Consider the following 19,017-nt stretch of genomic DNA (forward strand, 5'->3'; position numbering starts at 1 on the left):
GAATACATTTAACGTTATGCTTCTGCCAATTCAGCAGCTTCTTCCACATCCACAGTAACCATACGCGACACCCCAGGTTCGTGCATGGTGACCCCCATCAGCTGGTGAGCCATTTCCATAGCGATCTTATTGTGGGTAATGTAAATAAACTGCACCTGAGAAGACATTTCTTCTACCATTCGAGCATAGCGGCCAACGTTGGCATCATCCAGCGGTGCATCCACCTCATCCAGCATACAGAATGGCGCAGGATTCAAACGGAAAATTGAAAATACCAATGCAATCGCCGTTAACGCTTTCTCACCACCTGATAATAGATGAATTGTGCTGTTTTTCTTACCTGGTGGACGAGCCATAATGGCAATACCTGTATCGAGCATATCCTCGCCGGTAAGTTCCAAATAGGCATGGCCACCGCCAAAAACTTTGGGAAACAGTTCTTGTAAACCAGAGTTAATCTGATCAAATGTCTCTTTAAAACGTGTGCGAGTCTCACGGTCAATTTTCTTAATCGCGTTTTCCAGTGTTTCCAAGGCTTCGCGCAAGTCTTCATTTTGCGAATCCAGATAGGTTTTACGCTCAGACTCAGTTTTGTACTCTTCGATTGCAGCCAGGTTGATTGGCCCCAATCGGGAAATACGATTCCCCACTTTCACCAGCTCTTCTTCGAAAGCGGTTTCGGTATCATCTTCGGAAAGCAGCTCGATGACCTGATCCAGCTCGAACTCTTCCTCTTCCAATGCTTTTTTCAAACCTTCACATTTTACATCTAAACCTTGAGCCTCCAACCGGGCTGTTTCCAGGCTATGGCGTACACTAGAAAGCCCCTGTTCCGCTTGGTGACGTAATTTCTCCGCTTCTCGCATCGCAGCTTCAACGGTTTCCACCGCTTTACGTGATTCCGACAATTCTTTTTCCACCGCAACACGTTTCTCAAGCAAGGCTTCCAATTCAAGCTTACTTTCTTCAACAGGTTCGGTGTTTTCTGTCAGCGACTGCTGCAGTTGCTCTCGACGCTCCTGCATACGTTGCATTTGGTCGTGCAACCGTTGCACGCCCTGACGAATGGATTCAAGCTGAGTTTTCACGCTTTGGTAGCGCATCGCCAGTTCGTGGGATTTATCTTTGTCATGCCGTGCTTTTTGTCGCGCCTCGTCCAATTTGGAACGAATGGAATCGCGCTGACTCAGTAATGACTCTCGCTCCGTTGTGTCTGTTTCCATAGCATCAATGGCTTCCTGCAACAACGAACGCGCATCAGCCAGGTTTTCGGCTTCAAGGTTCATCTGCTCCTTGGCTTCAATGATGTCCCGATTAGCACGCTCACGCCCTTCCAACACCTGCTCGACCTTGGCTTTACGGGAGCCTACTTGAGCCTTGAGCTCACCAAGCTTACGCGATAAGTCTCCCACTTCACGGCGAGTTTCATCACGACGCTTTTCAGCATCTACCAACTTCAGTTTTGCTTGCTGGTAGCGGTCGTTGATGTCTTCGATTTCCGCCTCATCCTGAGTGATACTTTCCTCCAGTGTTTCCAGCTCTTGCTGACGAGCTATTACCCCGGACTGACTGTCTTCTTCTTTGATTACGCGAAGCCAGTTCGGTCCAACCCAGATACCATCTTTGGTCACAATCGATTCGTGCGCCTGTAACTGGTTGCGATGCTGAGCCACCTCATCAAGCCCTTGCGCAATATAGATATTGGCAATAAGCGCTGAAACCTCCACATCGGCCGAGACTTTACTTGCCAACGTTTCTAGCCCTACTTGACCAGACACAGTATTGGCGGAGGCAGATTTACTGAGAATGGTGAGCTGACCCGCATCAATGCTATCAATCTTGTCAAAGACGCTGTTCAAGTCGTCATCGATACAAACCGCTTGTAGCGAACTGCCCAAAACCGTCTCAACCGCCTTGTCCCAGCCATCTTTAACCGTGACACTCTCAGCTAACCGGGCATAGTTGGACATGCCCTGAGTTTCCAGCCAGTCGCTGATTGCGCCTGTTCCACGCCCCAAAGCCGCTTGCTGTAGCGCTTCCAGGGAAGCCCGGCGACCTTTTCTGGTTTGATAGGCGTCTTTTAGTTCGTCCCGTTTTTCAGCCAACTCTTGTTGTAACTCACGGGTTTCATTGACCGATTCACTGAGGTCATCAACCGTTTGGTTTTTTTCCTCCAGCGTTAATTCCAGTGTTGCCAGTTCTTCGTCCAGTTCGGCAATTTCCTCTTCGACCTCACCGACAACCAAGCCCTCTCGTTCACGCTCAAGCTTCTCGATGCGTTCCAAGAGACGCTGCTGAACCTGCTCAAGATACTTGATCCGAGACTGCTGTACTTCCGCTTGCTGGCGTGGCTCCGCGGCTTTCTGGTTAAAGCCGTCCCATTTCTGTTGCCATTCCTGCATCGCCTCTTCAGCTTCGAGCAGGGTCATTCCAGACTCTTCTTCCAGTGCTTTTACTTCTTCGAGATCGGGTTCGATCTCCATGATCTCGGCTTCCCAACCCTCAGCCTTTTGCATATCCGAAGCCAAGTGCTCTTCAGCCTCTTTGCAGTCTCTCTCAGTCTGTTCGAGGTCGACTTTAAGCTGACGCTCACGTTCCTGAGAATGCTGAATAAACTGTTCTACCCGCGCGATCTCTGCGCCAATGGAATAGAAGCGCCCTTGTACTTCATTAAATTTATCACCCAACTCGGTATACAAAGTTCGATGTTTTTCGATTTCGGAATCCTGATGAACCTGATCGGTTACCCCCGCTTCAACTTTCAATTCCAGCTCAACAATTGTGCTGTGTTTTAGCTTGGATTGTTCCTGAAGGATGCTGTAACGAAGCGCCTGTAACTTGGCTTTAAGCTCACGCTCCTCTTTTTTGAAAATCGTATATTTTTCAGCCGCTTGAGACTGACGCTCCAGGCGCATCAACTGCCTGTCCAGCTCTTCTCGAATATCTGTCAGACGCTCAAGGTTTTCCATCGTCCGCCGCATACGGTTTTCTGTATCGCGACGACGTTCTTTATATTTGGAGATGCCCGCCGCTTCCTCAACGTAGATACGCAGCTCTTCCGGCTTTGCTTCGATTAGACGGGAAATCATTCCCTGCTCGATAATCGCGTAGCTTCGAGGCCCAAGGCCCGTACCAAGGAAGATATCGGTAATGTCACGGCGACGACATTTATTGCCGTTAAGATAGTAAAAGTTTTGCGCTTCGCGGGTCACTTTACGTTTTACGGAAATTTCCGAATAACCCGCGTATTCACCAGTGATGGTGCCATCACTGTTATCAAACACCAGCTCAATAGAAGCTTGGCCAACAGGCTTTCTACCACCGGAGCCGTTGAAGATAACGTCAGTCATGGCTTCACCACGAAGGTTTTTCGCAGAGGACTCCCCCATAACCCAACGCACGGCGTCAATGATATTGGACTTACCACATCCATTTGGCCCAACGACAGCACAAAGATTGCTTGGGAATGTGACCGTTGTTGGGTCAACAAAGGATTTGAAGCCCGCTAATTTAATACACTTAAGCCGCATAGATATTGATCGCTAGTATTTTATTTCTGTACGTTTACCACACTCTGGAGGGGTGGTTTTGTCGACAATAGGTGAAACACCCGCTACCCCAATTGAGCAAACGGGTGATTCTACACTTTTGCTAAAGATGAATCATTAAGGAGATCGTCATTAACCGAATTAGGGGATCTGTTCTTTAATCTTCAATTTGACCGGTTTTTTCTGGTCACCAAGAATCACTGGACCGGCTGTGGCCTGCCAATCTCCTGCCTGTCCAATCGCACTGCCGGTTTTGGACACCCTCGCCACAATCTCAATCTGAGGAAAACTGGACAAATCCATTCCCTGCGCCATGGACATCGATTTATCTAAAGTCACCTTCTTCGGCAATTCAGAGACCAAAATCCGATGAATGGCCAAAGGCATTTTCGGTCCCTGCCACGCCCTGGCATAAACGAATACCGTGTCCGAAGGAGTAATATCACCGTTTTCTAGGATGGCCTTATCAATCGATACTCGAACATCAACGGATACGCCAGTCTCCGCCTTGGTCGAATCTTCTGGCACATCCTTGCCTTGCTGTTCCAGAGCCAATTTCGCACTGGCTATCCCCTGTGCAAACACTTGAGAGCTTACCGATTGAGGGTCAAGCATATGCACGGCTTTCTGCCAGTGTGTGATAGCCTGCTCATACTCACCGGATTGAAATGCATCTATTCCCGCCAACCCCAAGGCTGTGGGCATACCTGCATCAAGGCTTAATGCATGCTGAGTAAAATTACGCACCTCTGGGGTTATGGTGTTGCCTGCACGTAAAAACAGTGCTTGCGCCAGCTCGGCCATAACGCGCGCGCTGCTGGGTTCTAGCTCAAGCAGCTTGCGATAAGCTCGCACACTTTCGTCGTACTCTCCTTGGTGCATTGCCACTGTTGCAAGCAAATACCAGTTCTGAGCATTACCGGGCTTCTTGTCCAATCGGTTTTGTAATTTGGAAATTAATTCCGCACGCCCCTGGCTTAGCTTGTCTGCATCCTGTTCAAACATAATGGACTGAGAAAGCTCATGTATCTGCCAATCGGCTTTCGCCCCAATCTGGGAGTAGACCAATAAAGCCACCAAAGGCACAGTAAAAACAAGTGCAATAACCGGAATTCGGCTACGGAAGCTGGCCACAATAGGTTGTTCAGACTCTGACCGAAATGCTTCATTTTCAGAAACAAAGGTTTTTTCCAGATCATTTTTTAAGGAAGTAAATTCCTGAGCTTCGATCTCACCCCGATCTCGCGTCGCCTCCAAGTCTTCCAAGTGATCCTGAAACACTCTGGCATTGGCCTCGCCACGCTCATCGTCGCCAACGGAAGCGCGCAACCTGGCTTTGGTAAACAATGTTGGCCACAACAGAAAAAAGGATGCAAGCAAGCTCAACCCCAAAAAACCTTGCCAAAATTCCATAGGTGTTCCTCTTTAATTATTCGCTTTTAGGTTGGCTACTATCTTCTGAATGATGTTCGTTTTGTTGCTCATCAGCAACCCAAGAGGCCAGAACCTCTTGCTCAGACTCGTCTAGTGAGGTATCTATCTCTTCTGCTGGCTGTTTTTGTCTTTGAACAATAATCACCACAAAAACCAACAATCCCAAGAACAACAAAAATACCGGGCCCCACCAAAGCACCAGTGTATTGCCTTGAAATGGTGGTTTGTACAAAACGAAATCACCGTATCTTTGTACTAAATAAGCCTTAACTTCTCGATCGCTCTTGCCTTCTTTTATCAGGCGAACCACCTCTTTGCGCAAGTCAGCAGATATTTGGGAATTAGAGTCGATTAAGTTTTGGTTTTGGCACTTTGGACACCGAAGCTCAGCCGCAAGATCCTGATATCTCAAGCGCTGGCTATCCGTATCAAAATCAAAGACATCAACTTCGGCAAATACGCGTCCGCTCATTGCGGCAATAAAGCAAAAACATAGCGCGAAAAATAGCTTTTGTACGTTATTCATATTATCCCCCGTGGCCAGGACTATTCTCTCATTGACCATGACCGGCAATTATAGCAATCCTTCACTTAATCACTAGAAATACTTAATCTTCAAATTCCTTTGTCATAAAGTATTGACCGCACTAAGAAAATCGTTACAATAGCCGACCTTTCCAGGGTGGTTAGCTCAGTTGGGAGAGCGACGGCCTTACAAGCCGTAGGTCACAGGTTCGACCCCTGTACCACCCACCAAAATTCTTAGGGGTTTTGGTAAAACTACCGCGGCCCGGTAGTTCAGTTGGTTAGAATGCCGGCCTGTCACGCCGGAGGTCGAGGGTTCAAGTCCCTTCCGGGTCGCCATATTCAGAAAAGCCTGCACTGCGAAGTGCGGGCTTTTTTATTGCCTCAAACATAGGGGACGCAGAACCCGAGAAGAGGGTTCACAAAATTGCCGGGAGCAATTTTGCACAGCGCAATCTGGCCGAAGGCCGAGGTTCAGGAAGAACCGAGTAAACACCTTCCGGGTCGCCATATTCAGAAAAGCCTGCACTGCAAAGTGCGGGCTTTTTTATTACCTCAAACATAGGGGACGCAGAACCCGAGAAATGGGTTCTCAATAAAGAATCAGAGATAAAAGAGACCGTAGCGACACATTCGGATCGCTGCAAAAAAAGATATGCAGATGAAGAAACAAGCTACTTATGCGCAGCCTTCTCTTCATCTTCTCTCATGTGCTTTAAGATATATTTGGTTGCATACACCATAAAGACACAGGTAGCCACCACAATAAACAAACCGGCAATGACAACATCGTCTAAATACATACCAACCTCACTGGTCAGACAGGAGCCAGAAGAGCCCCCTTCTAACCCCACAGTATCAAGGTTGTTTTTTCGCCATATTGATCAAAATCAAACTGTTTTTGGAGCCAGCCTGCAATTTCTGTAACTATCAGAAACTTAGGTTATAACGTCCAAGCTCGTATAAATCCAGACGCAACTCTCGACTGGTTAACTCCTCCGAATGCGTCGCCTTAAGCTGAACAATACGGCACGTATCACCTTCGACGCAGTTAACATCTGACAACTGGAAGCTAGGTACCATATTGATTTCACGAACCCCCAAAGAGTAGGCAACTTCTTCATCGCCCTGCTCTAGTGCTCGCAACCACTGGATGTAAAATTTATGGGAATTAGCGTGAAGGGATTTTGTAATAACAAAACGGTACTTTCCTCTTAAGCCTTTATGTCGCCACTCTCCCCCCATCCACTCACTGACAACCTCTTCGCCTGTGGAATAAGGATCAACCAACATTTCTCTTTTGGCCCACTCTTCCGTTGACTCCGCCAACACGAAACAACTACTCACAGCAAACAAAAGCCCAGCTAAGTAACTCACAGAAAAACGCATTTTGGTATTAACCTTTAATTTGATAAGGGGCAATTTTAATATAAAGCGAGTAATTCATTCATCCTGATTACGCCAACCCGCCCCAACTCCAATTCGTAGAAACTTTGTATTTTGGACTCCAAGGTTCCAGAAACACCCGGAGTTCCAGTTAAGCCATGCTCAACCCAAAGCTGCTCTCGTGACACTTCCGCCTGCTTTAACTTGCCATTTTTTTGCTCTTGAACATATTGAGTTAAAAACTGTTTCACATGAGAAACAGCCTGCTGATAAATTTCTTTCTCAAAATCAACAGCACCTTTCAATTTTGCCTCTTTTGCAGGCAAATCAATCAAAGCATGGGTCTTATTACTCTGATCTGAATCAGAGGCTAGCAATGTCAGCTGTTTGGGCTTCCCATCTATTATTAGCGTTAATTGACACGATGCCTGATGCAAATGTTCAAAAACCGAATACTCATACTCTTCGTGTACAGGCCTTTCCACCGTTGGCTGTATTGCACTCAGTTCTACCCGGAGGTTATTCACCTTTAGCCTATTGTCCGCTGCAACTTTCTCTAAACGCTGCACGCTAGCCAGTGCTTTCGCCACCTTGTCGTTCAACTGCGCTACGCTATTCTTCTGAGATTGATAGCGGTTTACATAATCGTTATAGCTTGGATCTGTCGAAGCAAGAGAATCTCTTTTTAGCTGCAAACGTTCAAGCTCTTTTCTCCCACTATCCAACTCTCGCCTAAACTGCAGCTCCGCATTTTTTTTGCTTTCCAGGCTGGCATAAACATGCTCACTATCCATTGAAATCATATTAATTTCATCAAGAATCATTCGATATGAAGGGTTTTCAACCGTTTCATAACCGCTGATATATTGCTTGGACTTTATGACTTCCTGAACATTTTTGGTAACAGTAACGGGAGACAGCTTAACTTCAATTTGTCCACCTTCCTGTATAAGCTCCACACCAGACGGAACCATAACCAAACCGGATATATCGGCTCCCAACCCCGGCCCTAACGTCGATTCCGGGTAACTCATCTTTATGTGGATTAAATTGGATTGTCGAAGCTGCCGATACAATTCGCGATATCGACTGACAGCTTCGTCGTTATTAGTAAGCTGTGCTACCTTGCCATACAACAGCAAGGCCCTGCCTAGCTGACCTTTGCTGTATGCTTGATCTGCTTTTTCCTGAACCGCAGGAATCCATGACTGTAATTCGGCGCTTGCCATTGCTCGACCAGCAAGGGCACTTTCATCTTCCGGGTTTTTCTCAATAACTTGCTCAAACTTATCCTTGGCTTCTTCGTAGCGCCCCAGTTCCAACAAGCTTTTTCCTTGGCTTTTCAAGCGGCTTTGAGTACAACCACTCAACACAAACAGAAACGATAAGATAAGCAATAAAGCACGAACAGGCGTCATTTTCCCCTCCAGAATGACCCAAACCTCGACACAACAAAGCTATCTTATCGCAGATTAATACAGACTGAATACATCATTTCCTACTGTCGTTTTTATTTTTGATGCGATAACAACTCTGATTCTATGTACTTAAGCAGTATTTCATTTAACTCAGCCGCCGTGCAAACCGTTTCTCCTAACAACCTCCTTTGCTCTACGGTTTGCTTATATAAGGCAGAGATACGGGGATGATCAACTTCTTCCCCCTTTTGTATCATCTCGATTAGATTCAATCCCATTCTTGCAACTGATGCCGCATTACCCGAAATTTCAAGCACTTCGGCGAAGCGTTGCCCTTTTATTGTTTGTTGAGACAAGTATTCCTGATTTTTTATTGCATCATTGAAAAACTGCCGAATAACACGAATGTCCTGCTCATTTTTATTACCCAACCAACTAATCAATCGCTCTCGGAGCCTTTTTTGATATAAATTTTCCGCCGGCAGGCTATCGACAAACCGATCAAGTGTGTCACGGCGCGAGTAGGTGTGATATACGCTTTTTTCGTGATGCCGATGGTAGTAATGACCTGGCTCCACCGCTTTCTGCAACATGAGAAGAGAAGCAAGCAAATCCGTTCCAGCAAGATCCAGCAAACGGTTTTCAGATTGCTTCAAATGCTTTAGGTCAAGCATAGCCTCAGACCACGGGACAAGCTGCTCTAGCCGTCGATACATAAATTCTTCGTCAACATGGTTTTTACCAGACCACAGACGTTCGGCCACAACAAACACTCGCGGCCATAAACGATTATCAATGGAGTTTTCATCAACCAGCTCGGTCCACAAAGCTGCTTCACCACCAATCACGTTTTTCTGCAGTTGCGTATTTACAACATTTTCTCTTATGCGGAATTTCTCCGGTTTAATTTTGGTGAGATGAATATCATAAAAAGCGTTACCCACCTTCACTTTACCTTTGCTTTTATCCTCAACCATATTGAGCCTGAACTCGGTCTTCCCCATCCATGTGTCAAGCCAAAACACTTTCATACCGAGAAAATGTTCGCTCTGATTGGCCACCTCAGCAGGCTTATTGCGAAATTCAATTATTACCGGGTCTGCACTATCATCAGAAAAAGCCAATTTCCCCGTTACCGCAGAACCACGCTTGCGCGGAATTCTAAAGCTCCAATAACTGTAATTTTCCGGCAACAGTGACGGAACAGGCTGTTTCTCAGGAACTAAAAAATTTCGATAATGGTACGCCGCTGACTGAGGCTGATCCAAGTAAAAACCGGTAGACAGGATACTTTTATAGCCTTTGGATGCTGCATCAATTAACGAATCATGCCCTCGCCAGGACTGAACCACAAATTCTTTGGATAAATCATCATGAAGAATTTCATCCCAGCCAATTAATTTACGATTATGTTTCTGAAATATTTTTGCGACACGCTCATTAAAGTAGAGATGAAGACCATGAAAATCCTCAATATTATTTTCTTTCATAAACTGCTGAATTTTACGGTTCTCCCTCCAGTGAGCAGGGTTAACCTCATCACCACCAATATGAATATAGGGAAAAGGAAATAACTCCGTCATTTCCTCAACCAAACCATCAATCAATTCATAGACAGCAGGATTTGTGGGATCTAAAAGTGGTTTATGCACACCCCACTCTGGAGTCATGGAATATTCCATGTCTTTACTCATCAACTCTGGATAAGCAACAGCAAAAGCACTCGTATGCCCAGGAAAATCAATTTCTGGTAACACCTGTATACCTCTATCAGCGGCATAGGCAATCACATCGCGAATTTGAGATTGCGTATAATACTGCCCCTCAGATGCCACCGAAGTTAAACGAGGATAGCGTTTGGACTCCAGTCGCCACCCTTGATCATCAGTTAAATGCCAGTGAAAAACATTCAATTTTGCACTAGCCATTGCATCCAACTGACGCTTAATTGTTGCAACTGAAAAATAATTTCTGGAGGTATCCAACAGCAACCCACGCCACGTATATTTTGGTGCATCATTTATTTCCACATAAGGGAAATACAGTTGATTCTCACGTTTTTCAGACAACTGAAGCATGGTTGACAACGCACGATTTAACCCTTCAACCGACTCAGCTTTAATCGAAATACCACGCCGTGTTATTTTTAAGTTATAACGTTCATCAGGGAATAAATCTGAATTTCCCCCCTCAGATATATACACCTTGATTTTTGAATAGCCCTTACTCAGCTCGATTGATTCACGCACAGCATAGGCATTCAGTTGAGCTTTATAGCGATTCACAATTGAAGCAATACGCTCCCTATCTTTCTCAGATTGAATTTTTAATTTGACTTTAGTGCGCCATTGATAATACCCATCTCCCTGTACAACCGATTGCGGGTATGGCATCAACATCAACTCTTCCGTAGAAGAATAAACTGAAAAACTGATGGAAGATAACAGGGCAAATAAAAACACCAAGATGAAGTGAACACGCATTTGATCAAAGCCTTTTTACAATTCTATTGACAGCGTCAATATACCTAGAATCATGACATATTCATAGCGCAACGCTATTTAGTTAGACCAAATACTTAGACTAAGGTCGAATCTATTATTCTCATCATGGCAGATAAACTCTATAATCTTACTAACCGTAAGTGTTTTTATATAAGACAAGACTATGAAAAAAGTTAATAAATTGATTATTGTAGGCGGCGGCACAGCAGGCTGGATGGCAGCGACAAGTTTTGCCACACATCTGAAGCATTTGGATATTCAAATCACGCTGGTCGACTCAAGCCATATTGGCACTGTTGGTGTTGGCGAAGCCACCATTCCCAGCATAGTCAATTTCAATCATCAACTTGGAATCGATGAAAAAGATTTTATTCAATCAACCAAGGCAACATTTAAGCTCGGCATTGAATTTGAAAACTGGAACACAAAAGGCAGTCGTTTTTTTCATCCGTTTTCCGACTACGGTGTAGCGAATGAAGATGTAGACTTCCATCATTATTACTATCGTCTGAAAAAAGAATTAAACTCCGACAGCCAACTCGAAGACTATTCCATAGCCTGTCAACTGGCAAAATCCAATAAGTTTGCTCAACCCCAGGTCCCCTCGAGTTCACCTCTTGCCGATTTTGGTTATGCCTATCATTTCGACGCAGGCCTTTACGCGAAATACCTGGAACAAATAGCCATAGCCAATGGTGTAGAACATCTCGACGCAAATGTGGCAGAGGTTAACCTCGACCCCGAATCGGGTTTTATTTGCTCAATAACGCTGGAAGACAACTCCCAGCTGGAAGGGGATTTCTTTATTGATTGCACAGGTTTCCGCGGCCTATTAATCGAGAAAGCACTGGAGACAGGCTATATTGACTGGAGCCAATACCTTCCTTGCGACTCAGCTGTTGCCGTACAAAGCGAAGCGATTGGAGCCCCTCTGCCCTATACCCGATCCATCGCTGATGATTCAGGTTGGCGCTGGCGCATTCCACTACAGCATAGAATGGGTAACGGTTATGTATTCTGTAGCAAGTTTACTTCTCATGATGAAGCAAAGAGTGTCCTCGAAGACAGCATTGAGGGGAGTTTACTCGGCAATATAAAAAGCTTTACGTTTAAAGCTGGCCGTAGGAAAAAGGTCTGGAATAAAAACTGCTACGCTCTGGGTCTTGCTTCTGGTTTTCTTGAACCTATAGAAAGTACAAGTATTTCATTGATACAAACAGGAATCGCTCATCTACTTAACTTTTTCCCTGCATATGGCTATGACAAAGTTCTGGAAGATGAAGTTAACCGCCGACACCAGCATGAAATGGAATCCATTCGGGATTTTATTATCCTGCATTACAAATTAACAAACAGAACGGATACGCCTTTCTGGCAATATTGTCAAAAGCTCCCCATTCCCAGAACACTGGAACATAAAATTCAACTATTTCAAAACACAGGGAAAATCGTTGAATATTTACCAGAAGCATTCGAAAAATCCAGCTGGCTGACGTTATTTCACGGCTTCGATGCTCACCCCAAACATCATGACAACCGGGCAGATTTATTTCCTATACAAGGAATAGAAAGCAAATTAAATGCGATGAGGTCTGCAATTGCCAATGCTGCCAGTGAAGCACCGCTGCATACAGAATTCATGAACACTCACAAACTCATTGTCGATTAACAGCATTATGCGGCCCGCCATCACGGGCCGCATAATAATACTACTTAATCGCAGGACACATCTTTCTGACAAACTCTCCGTGAGCTGGCAATTGACCAACTGTATTCTTTATTGCCGCTTGCCCTGATGCAATTGATTTTGCCAATGCCTCATCATCCAAGGCATTAACTAACGGATTATATTTCTTGGGTAAAACGCCCATCCCGGTATATACAGAGTACCAGCTAGGTGCCCGAAAAAAATCTTCCTCTTTACTAACAACGATTCCATTAGAGCAATACTTATCCACCCTTTCTTTTAACGAATCAGGCAATGACATAGTTTTGCACCAACGCCAAAATTCAGTATCCTCTCGCTGAGTAAGCGCATAGTGAAGAATAATAAAATCACGTATTTTGAGATATTCCTGACTAATTTTATGCTCAAATTCATTTTGCAATGCCGTATCGAAATCTTTATCGGGAAAGTATCGAATAAAATAAGACAAGGTTTTAAATACAAGGTGAATGGCGGTGGATTCAAGCGGTTCCAGAAAGCCCGATGCCAAGCCCAACGCCAAACAATTCTTATTCCATATCTTTTTTCTCTTTCCAGTTAAAAATGGAATACATCTTGGTTCGTTAATACAATCTCCAGATATTGAATTCATGAGGGTATCGCGCGCCTGATCATCAGACATAAAGCGACTCGCATACACGTACCCGTTCCCCATTCTGTGCTGTAGGGGAATATGCCACGTCCACCCCGCGTCCTGAGCAATTGAATTTGTATAAACAGGCGGCTCATCGTCGTATGAGGTTTGCACAGTGACCGCTCTGTCACAGGGCAAGTAATGACTCCAATCCTCATAACCTGTTTTCATTGCCTGCTCAATTAGCAATCCTCTAAACCCAGTGCAATCAATAAATAATTCACCGGACATACGATCGCCGTTATCCAGCTCCAACTCTTTAATATAGCCGTTATCGGCCAAATGAACCTTATCTACTTTTGCATCGACTCTTCGAACTCCATTTTTCTCTGACACATCCCGTAAATATTTTGCAGCCAGCCCTGCGTCAATATGCAGCGCATACAAAGATTGCTCTAGCGGTGTTCCCTGCAGCTTAACAGTAGGCATAAATTTATTTTGCTTAGCCATTACCGCAGCAGCAGAGTGATCCATAAGAGAGGAACTATTCCCTGTACGATTGTTTTTCAACCAGAGATGAAAAAAATCGTGACCATCAATATTGCGCCCTATTTGGCCAAAAGGATGAAAATAGCTATGACCTTTATTCAACCAATTATCAAACTTAATCCCCAGCTTGAAGGTTGACGAGGTTTTCTGGATAAAATCCTTTTCATCAATCCCAACAGACTGCAAAAAAACAAGGAAAGGCGGCACAGTCGCTTCACCAACACCAATAGTCCCTATTTCTGATGATTCAACCAAATCAATTTGAGTATTGGTTTTCTTTAAAATTGAAGACAACATGGTTGCAGCCATCCAGCCAGAAGTACCACCTCCGACAATGACGATTCGAGATATAGGGTCTTGCGTCAGTGACATTATATTTTTCCAGCTTGGTAACCGCAGTGTTGCGCTAAAAACTCTTCATGGGTTGTCACAGCCTCAACTGCTTTTTTAACAGAGAACTTCATATCAGAAAGGCTGGTAACCAGATATGCATCATCTAGCCTATCCACATTTCTATCGTAAATACTAGGATAAACTTCAAACCCATCGTATATCGCCAGCCAGCTATCGGGGTGAAAAATTTCCCAAGACCAGTGTAAAAGCTCTCCCGTCTCTTTATAGGTTGAGATTTTTTCAGCCAAGGTATCCGGCACATTCATACTCCGGCAGGCCCGCCAAAACTCACTATCGTCTCGTCGGGTTAATTTGTAATGCATGATAATAAAATCGCGAATTCGCTCATATTCGATAGCGGTAACCTCATTGAAGCGATCTACGATACTTTCGTCGTATCCAGGCCGAGGGAAGGATCCACATATTTTCTCGATTGCAGTCTCAATCAAGGCAATACTGGTACTCTCAAGGGGTTCAAGAAACCCTGATGACAGTCCCACTGCGATACAATTTTTATTCCAGGCCTTATTTGCCCTACCCGGAGTAAATGAGAAAAAGCGTGGCTCATGGATCAGCTCACCATCCACATTTTTAATTAACAAATTACTCGCTTCACCATCACTAATATGCTGACTTGAGTAGACATAACCATTCCCCTGACGATGCTGCAATGGAATTTTCCACTGCCAGCCAACAGAATGTGCTTTTGATATAGTTTTAACTAATGGTGCCCCCTGCCGAGTGGTCTGCACTGAAACAGCCTTATCGCAAAATAACCAATCGCTCCAATTCTGATAACCCGTTTCCAAAGATCCTTGCAAAAGCAAACTGCGAAACCCTGTACAGTCAATAAACAAATCGCCTGGTAGAATCACGCCATCACTGAGCGTTAACGATTTAATAGCACCCGACTTATCCAGATTGACATTCTCTATTTTTGCATCAATTCGGTTAACACCGTGTTCACGGGCATAGGTAGCCATTAACTCCGCAAAAAGCGCTGCATCAAAATGAAGCGCCCAATCGTATACAGAAAGAGAGGAACGAGGTTTTTCTGAAGGGAATGTAAACTTATTTTTCTTGGCAAGCTCAGAAGCCAGGCAATATTCTGAAAGCTTACTTTTATGCCCTAGCTGATTGAGCTTGAGCCAGTAATTATGAAATCTAACGCCATTTGCATTTTGTCCAAAGACACCAAACGGGTGAAAAAAAGCACTACCCTTTTCACGCCAATCTTGAAATTCTATCCCAAGCTTTACTGTCGCCTGCGTTTTTCGAATAACCTCAAGGTCATCCAACCCCAATGACTGGTAAAAACGTCTCAGCGTTGGAATCGTTGCTTCACCAACGCCAATCGTTCCAATCTGGGATGACTCAACTAATGTAATCTGAACATCAGTCTTGGAAAAATGTTGACTTAATTTTGCAGCAGTCATCCAACCCGATGTACCGCCGCCGGCGATCACAATGTTATTTACTCTTTTCATAGTTTTAAATTTTGCCAGTGAAAAACGAAAAAAGCCACTGCAAATGCAGTGGCTTTTAACATCATGAGAACATTCGCTTTCTATTATTAGAAAGTGAAACGTGCCCCAAGAGACCAACGAGCTTCGTAGATGTTTTGGAAAGCTTTTTGATCTTTATACTCAAGGTACGCTTGCTGATACTCTTCAGTCACATTCAGACCATTAAGGTAAACAGAAACCTGATCCGTAACATTTACAGTTACGTTCATATCCAGCTGACCATAATCATCTTCATATAGACCTTGATAACCTGTAGCCGGATTACCTTCAGTCATCAAACGCTCTGAACGGAAGTTATAAGCAACACGCGCAGATACAAGACTATTTTCGTACCAAACTACGAAGTTGTAAGTATCTTTAGAGTTATTGATGAAAGGTAATTCTTTCTGAGAACCATTTACTAGAATCGCACCGTCACCGATGGCTTCCTGACTACTATCTGAGTAGGTGTAGTTCAAGTCCAGACCCATGTCAGAGATAACCGGCGCATCAAGCAAATCACTAAAGGCCAGTTTAGCACCAACTTCCCAACCAGAAACTTCACCACCGGTACCCTGAACTGGAGAAGTAAACAAGAACGGACCACGGTTAACACCATCATCATCTGGCTCGTCTACCCAAACGCTTCCAGGTTGAACGAAACTCTCTACGTCGATGTTGTAGTAGCCAATACTAAACATAGTGGCATCACCAAGGTAGTATTCAAACGACAAATCAAGGTTTTCCGCGCGAGTTGGGTTCAATGCAGGGTTACCAGCAAAGCTACCGTTAGCTACACGCATACATTGACAATCGTCATTAAATACACGACCAACAGATTTACCACCCCCCCAATCCAATAGATTGATTGGCTGCATTGTTTTACCCCAGGCAAAACGAGCGGTCAAATCTTCAGTAATAGTGTAAGAAAGGTTTAAAGACGGTAAGTAATCAATGTATTCACGAGTAGTAACAACGTCACCAGTGTCTACACTTGCTCCAGAGTGTGGAATACCTGCACCAACTTCATTCTGACGAATCTTAAGGTCAGTCTCAACAACCTTCATACCAAGGTTACCGCTAACAGGACCCATTTCGAAATTACCCTGCAAGTAGTAACTAAATTCAGACAAGGTCACATCGTATGATTGGCCTGGATCCGAAACTTTCTTTGTTGTACCAGCACCAAAAGTTCTTTCCTGGAACGCAAATGTATCGTCAAAATCTTTTGGATCCGCAACCCATACACCTGGCAATCCAGTTACACCACCAAAGTCGTCAATCCAGATTACATTATTCGCTTGGTCAATGCGCATTGGTTGAAGCAAAGTGTAGTTAACAAATTCATTGTTATACGCTGTACCTTCCTGATCGACACCGGTCACATACTCACCTTGATACTCATCGATCATGGCTTGAGTAATTTCAGGGATATCACCATTAGCCAACTGCTCTTGAAGCTCATACGGCAAACATTCATTTGAGCCAGCAAATTGGTCTACCGCTTTCCACTGAGCAGAACAACCTGTGTACGGGAAGTCATTAAAGTAAGAGAACTGACGATGTTCGATTTCACGCTCGCTTTGACGTAAACCAAAGTCGATACTTGAAATAAATGGGGTATCTTCAAACTCGTAATTCCAACGAGTGCTGAAAGTATCCATTGAAGCTTTATCATCAGTGTTACCTTCAGAAGAAAAAGCACCAACATGATAAGAGTCGATATCCGCCATGTACTCAGCGACAGTACGCGGACCTTTGCCGCCAGTTACTGTTTGGTCAAAACCAGTAAAGTGTGGATGCTCAGGAGAAGAATCATAACCAATTACAAAATCAGAGTCTTCTATACCGTTTGCAGAATATGCTGCGAAACAACCACCATTATCACCAACAATGATATCTCCACGAGATTCATCACAGTACTGAGCTGGAAGTAGACCACCAGGTCCAGTTACCACAGAACCAGAATCAATACTCAACAAATCACCTTCAGTATAACCATGACGCATTTTTGCAGTAGCGCTGGCACGTGTAATACGAACCTGACCAGTCAAAGCGCCGTCGTTATCATAGTTCAGCTCAATGTTTGAGTTCTGAGAAACTTCAGTATTTTTGTTTGTTTGAGCAAAAGATTGTAAACGCCAAGGTTCAGCATTGTAGGCTGTAACGGTTCTCCAGTTTTGCACTTCACCGTCATCTACCTGAACAGTAAAGTCATTAGCTCCCCAGTTAGATGGACGAGCATAATTGTTAAAACCTTGCCAACGGTTATTTTGAGAAACACCGGCACGACGATTCCAACGCTCCTGCTTACTGTAGAAGTAATCCGCAGTTAACTCAAAACCTTGACCAATATCCCATTGGAAAGAAAGATTCGCACCATCACGTTGACGCTCTTCTTCTTTGTGGAAAGCAGCGAAGCCTTGAGGAACAATATGGTATATATCGTTATTTACTGTATCCGCCGAATCCCAACTTAAATGGTTGTTATTTGCTGCACCAATACCACCATTTTCAGAAGTATCGAAGTAACCATTAAAGTCTGTAGCCAGTGTTTTCTCTGCCGTTACAACTGCAGCCAAAATACCAATTTTTTCGTTCTGCCAGCTACCCAACAAGTTAATTGTTGGATCCGTTTCATCGCTGATTGACCCCCTATCAACTTCAACACCGCCAGAAACAGTAAAGCCCTCATCCAAATCAAATGGACGACGAGTTTTTAAATCTACAGCACCAGAAATTCCCAAGCTAGGTAATGTGGAAATTGGTGATTTATATACAGAGGCACCGGCAAATAGCTGAGAAGGCAAGTCACCGAAGTCTGCAGCGGCCTGATCAATGGTAGTAGCACTTAAGAACTGCTCACCATTAAGCATGGTACCAACGTTACCCAAACCACGAATCTGTACACCACCACTTTCACCAGCTGTACGGTTTACCTGAATACCAGGAATACGTTGCAACGAATCTGAGATAGTAACGTCTGGAAGCTTACCAATATCTTCAGCAGCAATTCCATCAACAACGGAAACCGCATCGCGCTTAGTATTGATTGCGCTGGCTTGTGAAGCTTTAATACCCGTAACAATTACTTCTTCTTCAATACCAGCTTGATCTTGAGCTACGGCACCCATAGTCAAAAACAAACACGCTGAAGAGATACTAGAAGCAAGTATTTTCTTCTTGAACTCTGGTTTTAACCCCATTGGATTATCCTCATGATAGTTTTTATATCTTGTTTTATATGCAGGCTTCATGTCTTTATGCGAAACCCACCTGCAGAGACTTCCCAATTCCTAGCGGAATCAGACATGAATTCTATATCTCACCACTTTATCTTTGCTTTTCCCTCAAAAAATAAATCGGCACCCCATTTAAGGGGCGCCGCAAAAGACAAGGGGACGGTGTCTTTACAAAAAACAAATTTATACGTTATCGGCACTATATCCCTCGCA

At 44.3% G+C, this 19,017-nt stretch carries 12 protein-coding genes and 2 tRNA genes; 3 read left to right on the forward strand and 11 right to left on the reverse strand.

All coding sequences use genetic code 11. From position 1 onward, the window contains the following. Window positions 1-14 precede the first annotated feature (14 nt). The 3 genes from smc to P5V12_RS11875 all read right to left on the reverse strand — a co-directional run bounded on the left by smc (window position 15) and on the right by P5V12_RS11875 (window position 5,508). Window positions 15-3,530, reverse strand: coding sequence for a chromosome segregation protein SMC (smc, locus tag P5V12_RS11865; protein ID WP_316953304.1), 3,516 nt, complete (start codon window positions 3,528-3,530; stop codon window positions 15-17). Between the two features lie 159 nt (window positions 3,531-3,689). Beyond that, on the reverse strand, window positions 3,690-4,961 hold the full coding sequence (gene ccmI, locus P5V12_RS11870; protein ID WP_316953305.1) for a c-type cytochrome biogenesis protein CcmI: 1,272 nt from the start codon (window positions 4,959-4,961) through the stop codon (window positions 3,690-3,692). Between the two features lie 16 nt (window positions 4,962-4,977). Then, a complete protein-coding gene (locus P5V12_RS11875; RefSeq protein WP_316953306.1) occupies window positions 4,978-5,508 on the reverse strand; it encodes a cytochrome c-type biogenesis protein in 531 nt (176 codons plus the stop codon). 154 nt (window positions 5,509-5,662) lie between these two features. On the opposite strand from P5V12_RS11875, the gene P5V12_RS11880 reads away from it, so the two are divergent. Both P5V12_RS11880 and P5V12_RS11885 read left to right on the forward strand, forming a co-directional pair. After that, window positions 5,663-5,738, forward strand: a tRNA-Val gene (locus tag P5V12_RS11880). A gap of 31 nt (window positions 5,739-5,769) precedes the next feature. Continuing rightward, window positions 5,770-5,846 (forward strand) — tRNA-Asp (locus P5V12_RS11885). An 80-nt stretch (window positions 5,847-5,926) separates the two neighbouring features. Here P5V12_RS11885 and P5V12_RS11890 read toward each other — a convergent pair. The 5 genes from P5V12_RS11890 to P5V12_RS11910 form a co-directional block, all read right to left on the reverse strand. Beyond that, window positions 5,927-6,070, reverse strand: a complete 144-nt coding sequence (locus P5V12_RS11890; RefSeq protein WP_316953307.1) for a hypothetical protein — start codon at window positions 6,068-6,070, stop codon at window positions 5,927-5,929. 111 nt (window positions 6,071-6,181) lie between these two features. Then, a complete protein-coding gene (locus P5V12_RS11895) occupies window positions 6,182-6,310 on the reverse strand; it encodes a hypothetical protein (protein WP_316953308.1) in 129 nt (42 codons plus the stop codon). A 127-nt stretch (window positions 6,311-6,437) separates the two neighbouring features. After that, entirely contained in the window at window positions 6,438-6,884 is a 447-nt protein-coding gene (locus P5V12_RS11900; protein WP_316953309.1) for a hypothetical protein, read from the reverse strand. Between the two features lie 47 nt (window positions 6,885-6,931). Next, window positions 6,932-8,311 (reverse strand): tetratricopeptide repeat protein, encoded by a 1,380-nt coding sequence (locus tag P5V12_RS11905; RefSeq protein ID WP_316953310.1) that lies wholly within the window; start codon window positions 8,309-8,311, stop codon window positions 6,932-6,934. A gap of 92 nt (window positions 8,312-8,403) precedes the next feature. Beyond that, window positions 8,404-10,794: a beta-N-acetylhexosaminidase gene (locus P5V12_RS11910; RefSeq protein WP_316953311.1), complete on the reverse strand. Its 2,391-nt coding sequence runs from the start codon at window positions 10,792-10,794 to the stop codon at window positions 8,404-8,406. A 184-nt stretch (window positions 10,795-10,978) separates the two neighbouring features. Between P5V12_RS11910 and P5V12_RS11915 the strand changes: the two genes are divergently transcribed. Continuing rightward, window positions 10,979-12,484, forward strand: coding sequence for a tryptophan halogenase family protein (locus tag P5V12_RS11915; protein ID WP_316953312.1), 1,506 nt, complete (start codon window positions 10,979-10,981; stop codon window positions 12,482-12,484). 40 nt (window positions 12,485-12,524) lie between these two features. On the opposite strand, the gene P5V12_RS11920 is transcribed toward P5V12_RS11915, so the two are convergent. From P5V12_RS11920 to P5V12_RS11930, 3 genes are all read right to left on the reverse strand, one after another. Continuing rightward, window positions 12,525-14,036, reverse strand: a complete 1,512-nt coding sequence (locus P5V12_RS11920) for a tryptophan halogenase family protein (RefSeq protein ID WP_316953313.1) — start codon at window positions 14,034-14,036, stop codon at window positions 12,525-12,527. Further along, on the reverse strand, window positions 14,036-15,544 hold the full coding sequence (locus P5V12_RS11925) for a tryptophan halogenase family protein (RefSeq protein WP_316953314.1): 1,509 nt from the start codon (window positions 15,542-15,544) through the stop codon (window positions 14,036-14,038). Before P5V12_RS11925 ends, P5V12_RS11920 begins: the two co-directional genes overlap by 1 nt. A gap of 86 nt (window positions 15,545-15,630) precedes the next feature. Then, a complete protein-coding gene (locus P5V12_RS11930) occupies window positions 15,631-18,768 on the reverse strand; it encodes a TonB-dependent receptor (RefSeq protein ID WP_316953315.1) in 3,138 nt (1,045 codons plus the stop codon). Window positions 18,769-19,017 lie beyond the last annotated feature (249 nt).

The sequence above is a fragment of the Teredinibacter sp. KSP-S5-2 genome, assembly GCF_032773895.1.
Lineage (GTDB): Bacteria > Pseudomonadota > Gammaproteobacteria > Pseudomonadales > Cellvibrionaceae.

Coding starts and splice junctions, on each gene's coding strand:
- smc (WP_316953304.1), bottom strand. CDS start 3,530: ATGCGGCTTAAGTGTATTAAATTAGCGGGCTTCAAATCCTTTGTTGAC.
- ccmI (WP_316953305.1), bottom strand. CDS start 4,961: ATGGAATTTTGGCAAGGTTTTTTGGGGTTGAGCTTGCTTGCATCCTTT.
- P5V12_RS11875 (WP_316953306.1), bottom strand. CDS start 5,508: ATGAATAACGTACAAAAGCTATTTTTCGCGCTATGTTTTTGCTTTATT.
- P5V12_RS11890 (WP_316953307.1), bottom strand. CDS start 6,070: ATGTTTGAGGTAATAAAAAAGCCCGCACTTTGCAGTGCAGGCTTTTCT.
- P5V12_RS11895 (WP_316953308.1), bottom strand. CDS start 6,310: ATGTATTTAGACGATGTTGTCATTGCCGGTTTGTTTATTGTGGTGGCT.
- P5V12_RS11905 (WP_316953310.1), bottom strand. CDS start 8,311: ATGACGCCTGTTCGTGCTTTATTGCTTATCTTATCGTTTCTGTTTGTG.
- P5V12_RS11910 (WP_316953311.1), bottom strand. CDS start 10,794: ATGCGTGTTCACTTCATCTTGGTGTTTTTATTTGCCCTGTTATCTTCC.
- P5V12_RS11915 (WP_316953312.1), top strand. CDS start 10,979: ATGAAAAAAGTTAATAAATTGATTATTGTAGGCGGCGGCACAGCAGGC.
- P5V12_RS11920 (WP_316953313.1), bottom strand. CDS start 14,036: ATGTCACTGACGCAAGACCCTATATCTCGAATCGTCATTGTCGGAGGT.
- P5V12_RS11925 (WP_316953314.1), bottom strand. CDS start 15,544: ATGAAAAGAGTAAATAACATTGTGATCGCCGGCGGCGGTACATCGGGT.
- P5V12_RS11930 (WP_316953315.1), bottom strand. CDS start 18,768: ATGGGGTTAAAACCAGAGTTCAAGAAGAAAATACTTGCTTCTAGTATC.